Origin of the sequence: Pseudomonas sp. SK3(2021) (genome assembly GCF_016772375.1) — a bacterium.
In the GTDB taxonomy this organism is placed as follows: Bacteria; Pseudomonadota; Gammaproteobacteria; order Pseudomonadales; family Pseudomonadaceae; genus Aquipseudomonas; species Aquipseudomonas chlororaphis_I.
The window spans coordinates 3,251,188-3,267,084 of sequence record NZ_CP061943.1 but is presented as its reverse complement, the minus strand read 5'-3'; the positions used below and the strand labels follow the sequence as shown (position 1 = coordinate 3,267,084).

The 15,897-nt window shown below is 63.7% G+C and carries 14 protein-coding genes and 1 pseudogene; 8 read left to right on the top strand and 7 right to left on the bottom strand.

The annotated features are described in order from the left end of the window. Positions 1-88 precede the first annotated feature (88 nt). The gene (locus tag IF690_RS14665; protein ID WP_202696195.1) at positions 89-1,207 is read left to right on the top strand and encodes a GNAT family N-acetyltransferase/peptidase C39 family protein; all 1,119 of its coding nucleotides are present in this window, start codon (positions 89-91) and stop codon (positions 1,205-1,207) included. A 96-nt stretch (positions 1,208-1,303) separates the two neighbouring features. Here IF690_RS14665 and IF690_RS14660 read toward each other — a convergent pair whose 3' ends face one another. After that, complete coding sequence (locus IF690_RS14660; protein ID WP_202696194.1) at positions 1,304-2,455, bottom strand: PQQ-dependent sugar dehydrogenase; 1,152 nt, start codon at positions 2,453-2,455, stop codon at positions 1,304-1,306. Positions 2,456-2,522: 67 nt separating this feature from the next. Beyond that, on the bottom strand, positions 2,523-2,888 hold the full coding sequence (locus IF690_RS14655; RefSeq protein WP_202696193.1) for a hypothetical protein: 366 nt from the start codon (positions 2,886-2,888) through the stop codon (positions 2,523-2,525). 215 nt (positions 2,889-3,103) lie between these two features. On the opposite strand from IF690_RS14655, the gene ku reads away from it, so the two are divergent. Next, positions 3,104-3,967 carry a non-homologous end joining protein Ku gene (gene ku, locus IF690_RS14650; protein ID WP_202696192.1) on the top strand — a complete coding sequence of 288 codons (864 nt, stop codon included), beginning with the start codon at positions 3,104-3,106 and terminating at the stop codon, positions 3,965-3,967. A 33-nt stretch (positions 3,968-4,000) separates the two neighbouring features. Then, on the top strand, positions 4,001-6,526 hold the full coding sequence (gene ligD / locus IF690_RS14645; protein WP_202696191.1) for a DNA ligase D: 2,526 nt from the start codon (positions 4,001-4,003) through the stop codon (positions 6,524-6,526). Positions 6,527-6,612: 86 nt separating this feature from the next. On the opposite strand, the gene lpxO is transcribed toward ligD, so the two are convergent. After that, entirely contained in the window at positions 6,613-7,512 is a 900-nt protein-coding gene (lpxO, locus tag IF690_RS14640) for a lipid A hydroxylase LpxO (protein WP_202696190.1), read from the bottom strand. Between the two features lie 296 nt (positions 7,513-7,808). On the opposite strand from lpxO, the pseudogene IF690_RS14635 reads away from it, so the two are divergent. The 3 genes and pseudogenes from IF690_RS14635 to IF690_RS14625 form a co-directional block, all read left to right on the top strand. Then, positions 7,809-8,044 (top strand): annotated as a pseudogene (locus IF690_RS14635) (integrase); the annotation flags it as partial. 5 nt (positions 8,045-8,049) lie between these two features. Further along, on the top strand, positions 8,050-9,636 hold the full coding sequence (locus IF690_RS14630; protein ID WP_009043780.1) for an ABC-F family ATPase: 1,587 nt from the start codon (positions 8,050-8,052) through the stop codon (positions 9,634-9,636). Positions 9,637-9,878: 242 nt separating this feature from the next. After that, a complete protein-coding gene (locus tag IF690_RS14625) occupies positions 9,879-11,066 on the top strand; it encodes an MFS transporter (RefSeq protein WP_202696189.1) in 1,188 nt (395 codons plus the stop codon). Between the two features lies 1 nt (position 11,067). On the opposite strand, the gene IF690_RS14620 is transcribed toward IF690_RS14625, so the two are convergent. Beyond that, a complete protein-coding gene (locus IF690_RS14620; RefSeq protein ID WP_202696188.1) occupies positions 11,068-12,105 on the bottom strand; it encodes an alpha/beta hydrolase family protein in 1,038 nt (345 codons plus the stop codon). Positions 12,106-12,348: 243 nt separating this feature from the next. Then, a complete protein-coding gene (locus IF690_RS14615; protein ID WP_202696187.1) occupies positions 12,349-12,960 on the bottom strand; it encodes an FMN-dependent NADH-azoreductase in 612 nt (203 codons plus the stop codon). Between the two features lie 129 nt (positions 12,961-13,089). Here IF690_RS14615 and IF690_RS14610 point away from each other — a divergent pair, with 129 nt between their 5' ends. Both IF690_RS14610 and IF690_RS14605 read left to right on the top strand, forming a co-directional pair. After that, entirely contained in the window at positions 13,090-13,998 is a 909-nt protein-coding gene (locus tag IF690_RS14610; RefSeq protein WP_202696186.1) for a LysR substrate-binding domain-containing protein, read from the top strand. Between the two features lie 23 nt (positions 13,999-14,021). Then, positions 14,022-14,366: an MmcQ/YjbR family DNA-binding protein gene (locus IF690_RS14605; RefSeq protein ID WP_202696185.1), complete on the top strand. Its 345-nt coding sequence runs from the start codon at positions 14,022-14,024 to the stop codon at positions 14,364-14,366. On the opposite strand, the gene IF690_RS14600 is transcribed toward IF690_RS14605, so the two are convergent. After that, positions 14,363-14,788, bottom strand: coding sequence for a DUF1294 domain-containing protein (locus IF690_RS14600; RefSeq protein WP_202696184.1), 426 nt, complete (start codon positions 14,786-14,788; stop codon positions 14,363-14,365). The genes IF690_RS14605 and IF690_RS14600 overlap by 4 nt on opposite strands. Further along, entirely contained in the window at positions 14,788-15,618 is an 831-nt protein-coding gene (locus IF690_RS14595) for an undecaprenyl-diphosphate phosphatase (RefSeq protein ID WP_202696183.1), read from the bottom strand. Before IF690_RS14595 ends, IF690_RS14600 begins: the two co-directional genes overlap by 1 nt. Between the last annotated feature and the right edge of the window lie 279 nt (positions 15,619-15,897).

The window sequence follows — 15,897 nt, the reverse complement described above, 5'->3', positions numbered from 1 at the left end:
TTTGATCCGCTTAAGAACAAGACCTTTTCTATTAAGCACGAACTTTTCTGGAAGTCTCGTTTCGTTACGCAACTTTTACGGCGGTTATATGGATCTTGTCTTTCGCATTGCCACTCCTGAGGATTTGCCCGCATTAGTGCAACTGGAACAGCAGTGTTTCACCACCGATCGCCTGACGGTGCGCAGTTTCCAGTGGATGATCAGCCGCGCCCATGCGCGCCTGATCGTCGCCGATCAGGCGGAACAACTGCTGGGTTACGCCCTGGTGCTGTTCCATCGCGGTACGTCCCTGGCCCGCCTGTACTCCATCGCCACGGCGGTCGAGGCCCGCGGGCTGGGCCTGGGCAAGCGCCTGCTGGAGCGGATCGAGGCCTGCGCGCGGGAGCATGACTGCGCCTACCTGCGGCTGGAGGTGCGCACCGATAACCCGACGGCCATCGCCCTCTACGAGCGCAGCGGCTACCGGCGCTTCGCCGTGCTGCACGACTACTACGAGGATCACGCCGATGCCCTGCGCCTGGAAAAGCGCATCCTGCAGCATCGCGAAACCCGCAGTATCAGCGTGCCCTACTACCAGCAGACCACCGACTTCACCTGCGGCCCGGCCTGCCTGCTGATGGCCATGGGCGCGCTGCAACCCGGACGCGCCCTGGAACGGCGCGAAGAGCTGCAGCTGTGGCGCGAGGCGACCACCGTGTTCATGACCTCCGGGCATGGCGGCTGCAGCCCCCAGGGGCTGGCGTTGGCCGCATGGCGCCGGGGCTTCAGGGTCAGGTTGCAGGTCAATACCCGCGGGCCGCTGTTTCTTGGCGGGGTGCGCGACGAGCACAAGAAAGACGTCATGCGCCTGGTGCACGAGGCGTTCTGCGCAGAGTTGGATAGCAGCGACGTCTTGCAGGTGCTGGGCGGCCCGCTGGACCTGCCGAGGCTGCTGGCCGACGGCGGCCAGCCCTTGGTGCTGATCAGCAGCTACCGCCTGACCCGCTCCAAGGCCCCGCATTGGGTGATGGTCACCGACTGCGACGAGGAGTTCGTCTACCTGCACGATCCCGATGTCGACCACAGCCAGCACCGCCAGCCGATGGACTGCCAGCACCTACCGGTGAGCCACGGCGAGTTCGCCAAGATGTGCCGTTTCGGCAGCGGCAAGCTGCAGGCGGCGGTGATCCTCTACCCCACAGAAAAATCCATGCCCCGGATCTTGTAAGAGCGAGCTTGCTCGCGATAGCCGCAACGCGGCGATCCCCCAGCAACCTGCGTCATCGTTGAGGATTTTTCGCGAGCAAGCTCCTACAGATGGGGGTCATTCCAGGCCAACCTTGTACAACGTGCCCTTGTCCTCGTCGGTCAGCACATACAGATAACCGTCCGGCCCCTGGCGCACGTCGCGGATGCGCGCCTTGAGTTCGCCCAGCAGGCGCTCTTCGTGGCCCACCTTGTCGCCATCGAATTGCAGGCGGATCAGTTCCCGGGAAGCCAGGGCGCCGATAAACAGGTTGTGTTGCCAGGCCTTGAAGCGGTCGCCGTCGTAGAAGGCCATGCCGCTGATCGCGGGGGACTTCTCCCAGACATGCCGCGGCCCCACGGTGCCCGGGGCGGTCTTGCCCAGCGCTTCGGCAATCGGCACGCCGGAATAATCGATGCCATGGGTCGCCAGGGGCCAGCCGTAGTTCTTGCCCCGCTCGACCAGGTTGATTTCATCGCCGCCCCTGGGCCCGTGCTCGTTATCCCACAGGGTGCCGCTCCAGGGGTTGAGCGCCGCGCCCTGGGGGTTGCGGTGGCCGTAGGACCAGATTTCCGGGCGCACGCCCGGCTGGCCGACAAAGGGGTTGTCCTCAGGGATCCGGCCGTCCGGATACAGGCGCACGATCTTGCCCTGCAGCTTGTCCAGGTCCTGGGCGGTCGGGCGCTCGTTGTTTTCCCCCAGGGTAATGAACAGGTAGCCGTCACGGTCGAATACCAGGCGCGAGCCGAAATGGTTGCCGGTGGAGAGCTTGGGCGCCTGGCGGAAAATCACCTGGAAATCCTTGAGTGTCGTCAGGTCCTCGGACAGCCGCCCGCGCCCCACCGCCGTCCCCGCCGTGCCGCCCTCACCGCCGCCTTCGGCATAGGACAGATAGACCAGGCGGTCCTGCTTGAAGTCCGGCGACAGCACCACATCCAGCAAGCCGCCCTGGCCCTTGGCCCAGACCTGCGGGACGCCGCCCAGGGGCGCCGAGAGCTTGCCGTCGGCGCCGACCAGCCGCAGGTTGCCGGGGCGTTCGGTCACCAGGATGCCCTGGCGATCCGGCAGGAACGCCAGGGCCCAGGGGTGGTCCAGGCCCTCGACCACCGGGGTCACGCTCAGCGGGCCTTGCTCGCTCTGCAATGGTTGGCGGGTGGCGGCCGCCGTGGGTAGTGCGCTGCTCAGGACAAGGCTGGCGCAGACTGTCGCCAAGAGGGTTTTACGCAACATGCACGATTCCTTCTGTCGATAAAAAGGTTTCCACCCGGGGCCGGCATCGGCCTCGGGTGGTCAGCGTTTATCGCTGCTGTTGGTTACGCGGTGGGGTCACGGGTGTCGGATCGATGATCCGCGGCGGGGTGATGGTGCGCGGGTAACCGTTGCCGATGCCGCCGTTCTCCAGGGTCGGAGGGCGTTGCACCGGCACCGGATTAACCCCACGGACAGCCGGCGCACTGGGCTGGGTGCCCTGCATGCTGTTGGGGTTGGCCCGGCGTATCGGGCTGTTGTAGGGATTATTATTACTGCTGCCAGGCAGGTTCTGCGCCAACAGCATGGCGGGTGCCGGGCTGCTGTCCGCCGGCGCCTGGGGTGCGGCGAACGCCGCGCTGCCGGTCCCGCTCATCAATGCGAACACGGCAAGACTGCGAAGCAGGTTGTTCATGGCGACCCTCCTGGATGGCGACGAGTTATCGCATTCGAGTCCAGGCTACGTCGCAGGTTCGGCCTGGTTAATTAAATAATCCGCCAGACATGTAACACGAGTTATCGGCTTGCCCCTGCTGACCGGCACCTTGGGGAAACTTTCGCGCCACGCCGCGGGTCACCTGAAAACCAGTCGCGGCATAGCGATTCCACAGTCAATACGAGGACAGGCTCATGGCACGGGCAATCTGGAAAGGCGCGATCAGTTTCGGCCTGGTTCACATTCCGGTGGCGCTGGTCCCGGCGACCTCATCCCAGGGCGTGGACTTCGACTGGCTCGACCAGCGCACCATGGACCCGGTGGGTTACAAGCGGGTCAACAAGGTCACCGGCAAGGAAGTCGGCAAGGAACACATCGTCAAGGGCGTGGCGTACGAAAAAGGCCGCTATGTGCTGCTCAGCGAGGAGGAGATCCGCTCGGCCCACCCGCTGTCGACCCAGACCATCGACATCTTCGCCTTCGTCGACAGCCAGCAGATCCCGCTGCAGAACATCGACACCCCCTACTTCCTGGCCCCGGACAAGCGTGGCGGCAAGGTCTATGCGCTGCTGCGCGAAACCCTGCAGAGCACCTCGAAAGTCGCCCTGGCCCTGGTGGTGCTGCACACCCGCCAGCATCTGGCGGCGCTGATGCCGCTGGAGTCGGCGCTGGTGCTGGTGCTGCTGCGCTGGCCGGCCGAGGTACGCAGCCTCGACGAACTGGCCCTGGGGCCGGAGGTGACCCAGCCGAACCTGACCAAGGGCGAACGGGACATGGCCAAGCGCCTGGTGGCGGACATGAGCAGCGATTGGCAGCCGGAGCAATACCGCGACAGTTTCACCGGCAAAATCATGGCCCTGGTGGAGAAAAAGGCCCGGGCCGGCAAGATCGAGGACGTCGAAAGCAGCGCCGGCGAAGCGCAACGCAGAAGCGCCGATATCATCGACCTCACCGAAATGCTCAAGCGCAGCCTGGGAAGCAGATCCAGGAGCAAGGCGCCCGCCAGCCCGGACAAACCCGGCAAGGCCAGGAAAACCACGAAGAGCTCCCGCGCCTGAACCGCGCGGCTCGCCACACGAGGTAGTCGTGTCATGGCCAGATCCTTGAGTGAATACCAGCGCAAGCGCGACTTCGCGATCACCTCGGAGCCGGCGGCGGACAAACCTTCCAGCAAATCCGCCGCGGCCCTGCGCTTCGTGATCCAGAAGCACGATGCGCGCAACCTGCACTACGACTTTCGCCTGGAGCTGGGCGGCAGCCTGAAAAGCTGGGCGGTGCCCAAGGGCCCGAGCCTGGACCCGACGCAAAAACGCCTGGCGGTGCATGTCGAGGACCACCCGCTGAGTTATGGCGATTTCGAAGGCAGCATTCCCGCCGGGCAATACGGCGCCGGCGACGTGATCGTCTGGGACCATGGCGTCTGGCAACCCCATGACGACCCAGAGGCCAGCTACCGGGCCGGCAAGCTCAAGTTCACCCTGGTCGGCGAGAAGCTCGGTGGCGACTGGACCCTGGTGCGCACCCATATGCGCGGCAGCGGCGACAAGGAACAGTGGCTGCTGATCAAGGAGCAGGATGCCCAGGCGCGAGCGAGCGACGAATACGACGTGCTCCAGGCCCTGCCCAGGAGCGTGCTCAGCGGTGCCACGGTGGGCGACAACAAGAGCGCCAAACCCCAGGCCGCGAAAAAAACCGCGAAGCCGCCGCCAAGGAAAAACACCGTGGTCCTGCCGCACAGCCTGGCGCCGCAGCTGGCGACCCTGGTGGACAAGGCGCCCGGCGGCGACTGGCGCTACGAGATCAAGTTCGACGGCTACCGGATCCTGGCGCGGATCCAGGACGACGAGGTGCGCCTGCTGACCCGCAACGGTCAAGACTGGACCAGCCGCCTGCCCCGGCAAGCCAAGGCCCTGGCCGCCCTGAAGCTCAAGGACAGCTGGCTGGACGGCGAAATGGTAATGCTCAACGACCAAGGCCTGCCGGACTTCCAGGCATTGCAGAACGCCTTCGATATCGGGCGCAGCGTGGACATCATCTATTACCTGTTCGATGCGCCCTTCCTGCAGGGCGAGGACTTGCGCGAAACGCCCGTGGAAGAGCGCCGTCAGGCGCTCAAGCAGGCGCTGGGGCGCAAGTCGAGCAAGGTCCTGCGCTTTTCCGAAGCCTTTGCCGCCCATCACCAGGACATCCTCGAAAGCGCCTGTGCCCTGTCCCTCGAGGGGGTGATCGGCAAGCGCGCCGGCAGCCCCTATGTGTCGCGCCGCAGCGCCGACTGGATCAAGCTCAAATGCCGGCTGCGCCAGGAGTTCGTGGTGGTCGGCTATACCCGCCCGCAAGGTTCGCGCAGTGGCTTTGGCGCCCTGCTGCTGGGGGTCAACGACGCGAGCGGGCTGGTGTACGTCGGCCGGGTCGGCAGCGGTTTCGACCAGAAGACCTTGAAGCAACTGCATGAGCGGATGCAGGAACTTGAACGGGATTCATCGCCCCTGGCCAAGCCCCTGACTGCGGCCCAGGCCCGCGGCGTGCACTGGATCGAACCGCAACTGGTGGCCGAAGTCGAGTTCGCCGAATGGACCCGCGAACAGGTGGTGCGCCAGGCAGCCTTCATCGCCCTGCGCAGCGATAAGCCGGCCAGGGAAATCGTCCGCGAACGGCCGCAGACCGCCAGGGCTGTCGAGACGCAGAGCCGGAGCCTCCGCGCCCGTTCGGACAAATCGGCCGCCCATAGCGTCGCCGGGGTCAGGATCACCCACCCAGACCGGCTCATCGACCAGCAGTCCGGCACCACCAAGCTGCAACTGGCGCAGTTCTACGCCAGCATCGACCAGCAGATCCTGCCGCACCTGCGCGACCGGCCGGTGTCGTTGCTACGGGCGCCTGAGGGAGTGGAAGGCGAGCAGTTTTTCCAGAAACATGCCGAGCACCTGGCCATCCCCCATATCCGCCACCTCGACCCGGCGCTGGACCCCGGCCACGCGCGGCTGATGGAAATCGACAGCACGCCGGCGCTGGTCGGCGCGGTGCAGATGGGCACCATCGAGCTGCACACCTGGGGCGCGACCCACGACCGGATCGAAACCCCGGACCTGTTCGTGCTCGACCTCGACCCGGACCCGGCCCTGCCCTGGAAAAGCATGCTGGAAGCTACCCGACTGACCCTTTCGGTGCTCGATGAGCTGGGTTTGCAGGCCTTCCTGAAAACCAGCGGCGGCAAAGGCATGCACCTGATCGTACCGCTGGCGCGCAAGGCCGGCTGGGAAACGGTCAAGGACTTCGCCAAGGCCATCGCGCAGTTCATGGCGCGGCAGTTGCCGGAACGCATCACCGCGACCATGGGCCCGAAGAACCGGGTCGGCAGGATCTTCGTCGATTACCTGCGCAACACCCGCGGCGCCAGCACCGTGGCCGCCTATTCGGTACGGGCGCGCCCGGGGCTGCCGGTCTCGGTGCCTATCGCCCGGGATGAACTGGGCGACATCCGGCATGCCCAGCAGTGGAATGTGGCGAACCTGAGCCAGCGCCTGGAGGCCTTGACCGAGGATCCGTGGCACGGCTACGCCCATCGGCAGCGGATCACCGCGAAGATGTGGCAGCAATTGGGAGTGGACACGCCTTGAGGAAATGATCGCGGGCCAGCCCCGCTCCTACCTGGACTCTGTAGGAACGGGCCTGGCCCGCGATCAGCGATTCACCGTGCGGCGAATCAGATAAAGATGAACAGCAGCAACAGCGCAGCGAAGATCGCCCACTTTTCCAGGTAATAAAGCTTGCGGTTGCGCTTTTTCAGCTCTTTACCGCGCAGGCGGATCTTGTACAGCTTGGCGAAGGCGCGGTTCAGGCCCCCGGTGCGGTCGCCGGCATCGTTGGGCGCGCCGGCGGCGGCCATCACGGTACGGCTGAACCAGCGGTTGAAGGCGGCGGCCCAGCGGTACTTCATCGGTCGCTCCACATCACAGAACAGGATGATGCGGTTCTGCTCGGTGGTGTTTTCCGCGTAGTGGATGTAGGTCTCGTCGAACATCACCGCTTCGCCGTCGCGCCAGTGATACTTCTCACCGTCGACATTGATGTAGCAACCGGCGCTGTTGGGCGTTTCCAGGCCCAGGTGGTAACGGTAGGAGCCGGCATAGGGGTCGCGGTGGCGCACCAGCTTCGAGCCCGGCGGCAACTCGGCGAACATCGCCGCCTTGATCGAGCCGATGCCTTGCACCAGTTCGGTGGTCCGCGGGCACAGCTTCATCGCCGAAGGATGGCTGTCGCCGTACCACTTGAGGTAGAAGCGCTTCCAGCCGGTCTTGAAGAACGAGTTGAAGCCGACGTCGTCGTACTGCTCCGAACGCTTGATCTCCCCGGCCTTGAGCAGGCTCTGGCCCTCGGCGCGGATTTCTTCCCAGTGGGCCTGCAGCGGGCTCAGGTCGGGGAAGTCGGCCGGATCGAGGTACGGGCGGTTGGGGATCTTCGAGAACAGATAAAGGAAGCAGTTGATCGGGGCCAGGAACGTCGAGTGATCGCTCAGCTGACGGCCCAGTTTATGGCGCACGCGACCCCGCAGGTGCACATACGCGATGGATAAAACGTAAACAGCGGCAATGATGAGTTTCACGGAAATCGTCACAGGTCAGAAGAGAACATACTGCGCCCCCATGTGGGCCACCTGGGCCGAGGGGTCATGTGCAGCGTCCGAAAGCGATAAGAGGTCCTGAAGGCACGTCCCTGAGCCCATGCCAATGATGGCATGTGGCAACTGGTCGGCATTTTAGCCACAGTTTGTAACCAAAGGTTAACTCCGTTTTGTGAAAATGTGTCCGTCCGCGGTGCCACGACCCAAGTCGCGTTGCCCGGGAAAAATCCGCAGTGGCGATGTTCACAACGCCTGACGCTGACCGGCCTGGATGAAAAATCCGTGGCTCGCCGTCATACAACTGCCGGCGCACATATGCGACAATGCGCGCCAAATTCCAACATGACTCCCACCTTTATTGCCCAGCAACTTGGCCATAGCGTCCAGATGTTGCTGTCTACTTATGCTCGCTGGCTCGACTCGGGCGATTGACCGGGGCGAAATGGAAACGCTCCAACATGCCCCGGGAATGGCCCAAGAGCCGACACGATGCTCGCAACCCCTTGATAGGTAAAGTAATTGATCTCCACAGCTAACATCACGATGCAGTTCGGCGCCAAGCCGCTATTCGAGAACGTTTCGGTCAAGTTCAACGGCGGCAACCGCTATGGCCTGATCGGCGCCAACGGTTGCGGCAAATCGACTTTCATGAAGATCCTCGGCGGCGACCTCGAGCCGTCCGGCGGCCAGGTCATGCTGGAGCCGAACGTTCGCCTGGGTAAACTGCGCCAGGACCAGTTCGCCTACGAAGAATTCACCGTGATCGACACCGTGATCATGGGTCACGAAGAGCTGTGGAAGGTCAAGGCCGAGCGCGACCGCATCTACTCGCTGCCGGAAATGAGCGAAGAAGACGGCATGGCCGTGGCCGAGCTGGAAACCGACTTCGCCGAGATGGACGGCTACACCGCCGAATCCCGCGCCGGCGAGCTGCTGCTGGGCCTGGGCATTCCCCTGGAACAGCATTTCGGCCCGATGACCGAAGTGGCGCCAGGCTGGAAGCTGCGGGTCTTGCTGGCCCAGGCGCTGTTCTCCGATCCGGAAGTGCTGCTGCTCGACGAACCGACCAACCACCTGGACATCAACACCATCCGCTGGCTGGAAACGATTCTGACGGCGCGTAACAGCACCATGATCATCATTTCCCACGACCGTCACTTCCTCAACAGCGTCTGCACCCACATGGCCGACCTGGACTACGGTGAGCTGCGCCTGTTCCCGGGCAACTACGACGAGTACATGACCGCGGCGACCCAGTCCCGCGAGCAACTGCTGTCGGACAACGCCAAGAAGAAAGCGCAGATCGCCGAGCTGCAGACCTTCGTCAGCCGCTTCTCGGCCAACGCCTCGAAAGCCAAGCAGGCCACCTCCCGCGCCAAGCAGATCGACAAGATCCAGCTGGCCGAGGTCAAGCCATCGAGCCGCGTCAGCCCGTTCATCCGCTTCGAACAGACCAAGAAGCTGCACCGCCAGGCCGTGACCATCGAGCAGATGTCCAAGGGCTTCGACGGCAAGACCCTGTTCAAGAACTTCAGCTTCACCGTCGAAGCCGGCGAGCGCGTGGCGATCATCGGCCCGAACGGTATCGGCAAGACCACCCTGCTGCGCACCCTGATGGGCGAGCTGACCCCGGACGCCGGTTCGGTGAAGTGGACCGAAAGCGCGGAGCTGGGCTACTACGCCCAGGACCACGCCCATGACTTCGAAGACGATGTCAGCCTGTTCGACTGGATGGGCCAATGGACCCAGGGCGAGCAGATCATCCGTGGCACCCTGGGCCGCATGCTGTTCTCCAACGACGAGATCCTCAAGTCGGTCAAGGTCATCTCCGGTGGCGAGCAGGGCCGCATGCTGTTCGGCAAGCTGATCCTGCAAAAGCCCAACGTCCTGGTGATGGACGAACCGACCAACCACCTGGACATGGAATCCATCGAGGCGCTGAACCTGGCGCTGGAAAACTACCCGGGCACGCTGATCTTCGTCAGCCACGACCGTGAGTTCGTATCGTCCCTGGCCACTCGCATCATCGAGCTGAGCCCGAACGGCGTGACCGACTTCAGCGGCACCTACGACGACTACCTGCGCAGCCAGGGCGTGGTGTTCTAAGGAACGCCCGCTGGTTGCCAGTCTGAAAGCCCCGTCCTGGTGACGGGGCTTTTTTTGTCCGGCGATAAAAGCATCGCGGGCAAGCGTGCATACGCGTTTCTGTAGGAGCGAGGCTTGCCCGCGATGGCGTCCTCCCTGTTCCCACAAATAGCCGGCCAGAAGAAATCGTTAGCCTGCTTCCTTTTATTTCCAGCCCACGCCATGATGCAGCTCTCCCACCGCCCGCCCGCGAACGAGCCCTCATGTCTGCGCAACAAAAACCCGTGCCCAGCTCCATGGCGATCACCCTGCAGATCGTCTCCATAGTCCTCTATACCTTTATCGCGTTTCTCTGCATCGGCCTGCCAATCGCGGTATTGCCCGGTTACGTCCACGGCGAGCTGGGCTTCAGCGCGGTGGTGGCCGGGCTGACCATCGGCGCGCAGTACCTGGCCACCCTCCTCAGCCGGCCCATGGCCGGGCGCCTGTCGGACAACCTCGGCACCAAACGGGCGATCGTCTACGGCCTGGCGGGGATTTTCCTCAGCGGGCTGCTGACCCTGGCCTCCACCCTGTTGCAGGCATTGCCGCTGCTCAGCCTGGGTATCCTGCTGCTGGGACGCCTGCTGCTGGGGGTCGCCCAGGGCCTGATCGGCGTGGGCACCATCAGCTGGTGCATGGGCCAGGTCGGCGCCGAACACACCGCGCGCTCGATTTCCTGGAACGGCATCGCCTCCTATGGCGCGATTGCCATCGGCGCGCCGCTGGGGGTGGTGATGGTCGCCGACCATGGTTTCGAAAGCCTGGGGCTGGCCCTGTCGTTGCTGGCGGCCCTGGCCCTGCTGCTGATCCGCAACAAGCCGTCGGTGCCGGTGATCCGTGGCGAGCGCCTGTCATTTCGCGCAGTGTTCGGCCGTATCGCACCGTACGGCGCGGGCCTGAGCCTGGCGTCCATCGGCTACGGCACCCTGACCACCTTTATTGCCCTGTTCTACCTCAGCCGCGGCTGGACCGGCGCGGCCTATTGCCTGACGGTATTCGGCGTGTGCTTCATCCTCTCGCGCCTGCTGTTCATCTCCAGCATCGGCCGGTTTGGCGGCTATCGCGCGGCCATCGCCTGCATGAGCATCGAGACCCTGGGCCTGATCCTGCTGTGGCTGGCGCCCTCGACGGCGTTCGCCATGATCGGCGCCGGGCTCGCCGGCTTCGGCCTGTCGCTGGTGTACCCGGCGCTGGGGGTGGAAGCGATCAAGCAGGTGCCCAGCACCAGCCGCGGCGCCGGCCTGAGCGCCTACGCGGTGTTTTTCGACCTGGCGCTGGCGATTGCCGGGCCGCTGATGGGCGCGGTGGCGTTGAACCTGGGTTATTCGTGGATTTTCTTCTGCGCGGCGCTGCTGTCGCTCAGTGCCCTGGGCCTGACCCTGCTGCTCATGCGCCGGGCCAGCGCCTGAATCACTGGTCCGCGGTCTGCATCCCGGCCCGGCTCGGCTTGCCCAGGGCCTGGGCAAAGAAGCGGCCGGCCTCGGCAATCAGATTGCGGTGAATGTCCACGCGGTCGACGCCATCGGCATCGGTGCACAACGCCGGCATGCTCAGCAACTGCTCCTCGGTGCACGGCGCCATGAACACGAAGTGCCCGGCCCCGGCCAACAGCCTGAAGTCCGGTGCCACCGGCAGCTTGCGGGCCAGGGCCGCGGCGTTCTTGTCCAGGGCCACCAGCTTGTCGAGATCGCCGCTGTAAAGCAGCACCGGCACATGCACGCCGGCCAGGGTCTGCCGCCCGAACTTGAGGCTCAACGGCGCCATCAGCAACAAGGCCTGGACCCGCGGGTCGGCGACCGGCTGCAAGTCGTCACGATCGACGATCAGTTCGCCCTGGGTATTGCAGGCATCGTGATCGTCGGGGCGCTCCTGGCAGTAGCGGCGCAAGCGGTCCAGGTCGGGGGTCGCCCCGGACAGGATCAGCGCGGTTTCGCCCCCGGCCGAGTAACCGATGACCCCGACCTGCCCGGCATTGACGAACGGCGACAGCATCGGGTCGGCCAGGGTCGCGGTGATGGCTTCGGAAATCTGGATCGGCCGGCCATAGAGATTGCTCAGGGTGCCCAGCCGGCTGTGATCCTGGTAGTTGTCGCCCGGATGAATCACCGCCACCACCACGAAGCCCTTGCGCGCCAGCGAGGTGGCCAGGTCGTGCAGGGCCAGTGGCGTGCCGGTGTTGCCGTGGGACAGCATCAACAGCGGAAAACGGCCGATGGCGACCTTCGAATCCCGAGAGGCGGCGATCTGATAACCCTCGACCTGGCTGCTGTGCTCGATGCCGGTGGAGGGATAGAAGGCAATGGCGCGCATCGGCTGCCGGTCCAGCGGGTCGAGAAAACTCATCTCGTGGAAACCCGCGCTCCAGTGCGGATGGGGCGCGGGCGCGGCGTGCACGATCATCGGGCCGCCGAGCAGGCAGATCAGTGACATAACCCAAAGACGCATCATGGATGCAGCACCTTCCCTACCTGATGAAAACGCCGGTTGATTGCTTCACTGGCCTGGGTTTAGCTGGCCTGATGCCTGGGTTGTCGACCGGATCACGCCGTTGCATGCGCTGCAATCCGCATAACCCGGGCCAGAACGAAAAAAGCACGAACACGAAAAACTCCGTATTCCACTGCCTGGAGGGCATCAGAATACAGAGTTTAAAGGGCGTTGCCTGGGGCGTAAGCGATTTTTACACAAGCCTTACGCGGCAGCGAAAAGTTGCTCGCTGATTTGCGCCTGGGCGTCGCTCAGGGCCTTGGTGCGGACTTCCTCGCCATAAGCCAGGCCGTGGGCGCGGACGAATTCGATGTCGGTGATGCCGAGGAAGCCGAACAGCACTTTCAGGTAGTCCTCGTGAGCCACGCCAGTGGCCTGGCCGGCGTGCAGGCCGCCGGAGGTGGAGACCACCACGACTTTCTTGCCACCGCACAGGCCTTCGGGGCCGGCTTCGGTGTAGCGGAAGGTCTGGCCGGCGACGGCGATGCGGTCGATCCAGGCCTTGAGTTGGGTCGGGATGGTGAAATTGTACATAGGCGCGGCGATCACCACTGCGTCGGCGGCCTGGAATTCGGCGAGGGTCGACGCGCTCAGCTCGGCTTCGTGCTGCTGGGCGGCGTTGCGTACTTCGGCCGGGGTACCGGCGGCCACCAGGGTGGCGGAGCTGAAGTGGCTGATGGCATCGGCGGCCAGGTCGCGGTAGGTCACTTCAACGCTGGCATCGGCGTTTTTCCAGGCCTTGACCACGCTTTCGCTCAACTGACGGGAAGCCGAGTTGTCACCAAGGATGCTCGAATCGATATGCAGCAGTTTCATCTGGGATTCTCCAAGTGAGGATCGCCACCGGGCGACCAATTGAGGACAATCCTACAGATGAAACCAATAGCTGATTAGCCAGGATAAATGCGATAGTTTGTCCTATCAGCAGGACAATCGAGACGTTCCATGCAAGACCTCAACGATCTTTATTACTTCGCCAAGGTGGTGGAAGCCGGTGGTTTTGCCGCCGCCGGGCGTTTACTGGGAGTGCCCAAATCCCGTTTGTCGCGGCGTATCGCCGAGCTGGAAGAACGGCTGCACACCCGCTTGCTGCAACGCACCACCCGCCAATTGAAGCTGACCACGGTCGGCGAACGTTATCTGCGTCACTGCCAGGCCATGCTGCTGGAGGCGGAAATGGCCGACGAGGCCGTGGCCAGCATGTCCAGCGAACCTCGCGGGCGCCTGCGGGTGTCCTGCCCGGTGGGCCTGGCCCAGCATATGTTGCCGAATGTGGTCGCCTCCTTTCTCGCGCAGTATCCCCAGGTCCAGCTGGACATGCAGTTGCTCAACCGCCGAGTGGATGTGGTCGCCGAAGGCATCGACGTGGCGCTGCGGGTTCGCGAGCATGGCGACGAAGATCCCTTGCTGGTGACCCGGCGCCTGCGCCAGGCACAGACCGTGATGGTCGCCAGCCCGGCGTTCGCCCGGGAATGGCCGATCCACACCCCCGAAGACCTGCACAAGGTGCCGGTGCTGGGTGCCCTGGAGGCCGACCGCATGGTGCATCTGCGCATGCTCGACGCCCAGGACGAGAAATGCGACCTGGTCCTGGAGGCGCGCCTGGGCATCGACGACTTCCTCGTGCGTCGCTCCTGCGCCCTCGCCGGCCTTGGCTGTACCATCCTGCCGATGATGTATTGCGAGGAAGAGCTGCAGACCGGGCAACTGGTGCAACTGCTGCCGCAATGGTCGTTGCCTGGTGGTTGGCTGCAGGCGGTCTACCCTCACCGACGCGGCGTGCTGCCGGCGGTAAGGGCGTGGATCGAGCATGTCAGCGAAGCGTTCAAAGACTGCGGAGACCGAATGTTATGACGGCCGCGATAAAAGGAAAAACCATGACTGAAGCGGATGTGGCGCAATTCTGCCTGGACTTGCCAGGGGCGCGCGAAGACTACAAGTGGGGCGGCGTGCGGGTGTTTTCCGTGGCTGGCAACAAGATGTTCGCCCTGCAGAACCTGCGGGGCGAGTCACTGGCGTTCAAGGTGGACAAGGAGCTGTTCCTCGGCCATGTCGACCGTCCCGGCATCGCGCCGGCGCCGTACCTGGCCCGGGCGCACTGGATCATCATGCAGACGCCCTACCCGCTGGGCGCCGGTGAACTGCGGGACTTGCTGCAGCGCTCCCACCAGTTGGTAGTGAGCAAGCTGCCCAAGCGGGTACAGGCCGGGTTGTTACTCTAGAACAGCGAAAACAGGCTGCCTTCGAGAAACAGCCGGTCGATCCAGAACACCTGGTGCAGCAGCACGATCAGCCAGAACACCAGTTGATAGGACAGCTTGCGGGTCTTGTGGCGAAAGGCCTGCTGCGCCAGCAAGGCGCCTGGCCAGCCACCGGCCAGCTCCACGGCGTGCAGGACGTTTTCCGGGGTCCGCCAGCTGTCGCTGCGGGCCTTGCGCTTGTCGCTCCAGTAAAGAAAGAACGTCAGCACGCTGACCGCGCCATAGGCCGCCAGCGGTATCCAGGAAATCCCCTTCAGGCCCAACAGCAGCGAACCGCACAGAGGCAAGGCGCAGAGCAGCAGGAAGATCGCCGCCTTGAGCCTTGGCTGCTGGATCCGAGCCCCGGCGACTTCGCCAGGGCGGTTCTGGTTGCGTGCGTTCATCAGGCGTGTACCGCGGTCCAGTCGACCCAGCCGAACTGCCAGGTGGCGAGGATCACCAGGCCGAAGGCAATGCGATACCAGGCAAACGCCGCGTAGCTGTGGTTGGCGATGAACTTGAGCAGGCCCCTGACCGCGATCATCGCGAAGATGAACGAGGTGATGAAACCGACGGCGAACACCGGCAGGTCGTCCGGCTGGAACAGGTTGCGGTACTTGTAGCCCGAGTAGACCGCGGCACCGACCATGGTCGGCATGGCCAGGAAAAATGAGAACTCGGTGGCGGTCTTGCGCGACAGGCCGAACAACAGGCCGCCGATAATGGTCGAGCCCGAGCGCGAGGTGCCTGGGATCATCGCCAGGCACTGGGCGAAACCGACCTTCAAGGCATCTTTCCAGCTGATTTCGTCCACGTTGTTGGCATGTATTTCATGCTGCCGGCGTTCGGCCCAGAGCATGACCAGGCCACCCACCACCAGCGCCGTGGCGACGGTGATCGGGTTGAACAGGTATTCATGGATCAGGTCGGCGAAGATCACCCCCAGCACCACGGCGGGCATGAAGGCGATCAGCAGGTTGAGGGTGAAACGCTGGGCGTTGCGCTGGGTCGGCAGGCCGGTGACCACGTCGAGGATCTTGCGGCGAAACTCCCAGACCACCGCGAGAATGGCCCCCAGCTGAATGATGATGTTGAACGCCATGGCGCGCTCGCCGCCGAAGTTGAGCAAGTCCGCAACGATAATCTGGTGGCCCGTGCTGCTGATGGGCAGAAACTCCGTCAGCCCTTCCACAATTCCCAAAATCAATGCCTGTACGGCAGTCCAAAGCTCCATCAATCCCCCGAAGGCCATGCCGTGGCATGCCTTTTTAGTTTTTCTTCAATCTTCACTGACGCGTGCATCGCGACTTCGCAGCCGCAATAGGATCATCATCGCCCTTGAAAATTCCGTGAAAAATCAGCCGGATTCAGGTTTTTCGCGATGAAGCCGAAATCCTAACAGACAGACGCGATAAACGCTGTCGCGTTGAGAGAATCCGATCGACCTGACTGCAAGGAGCGCATGACGGATGTACAGGGTGTTTCCATTACAAGAACAACAATCGGGAGTGAC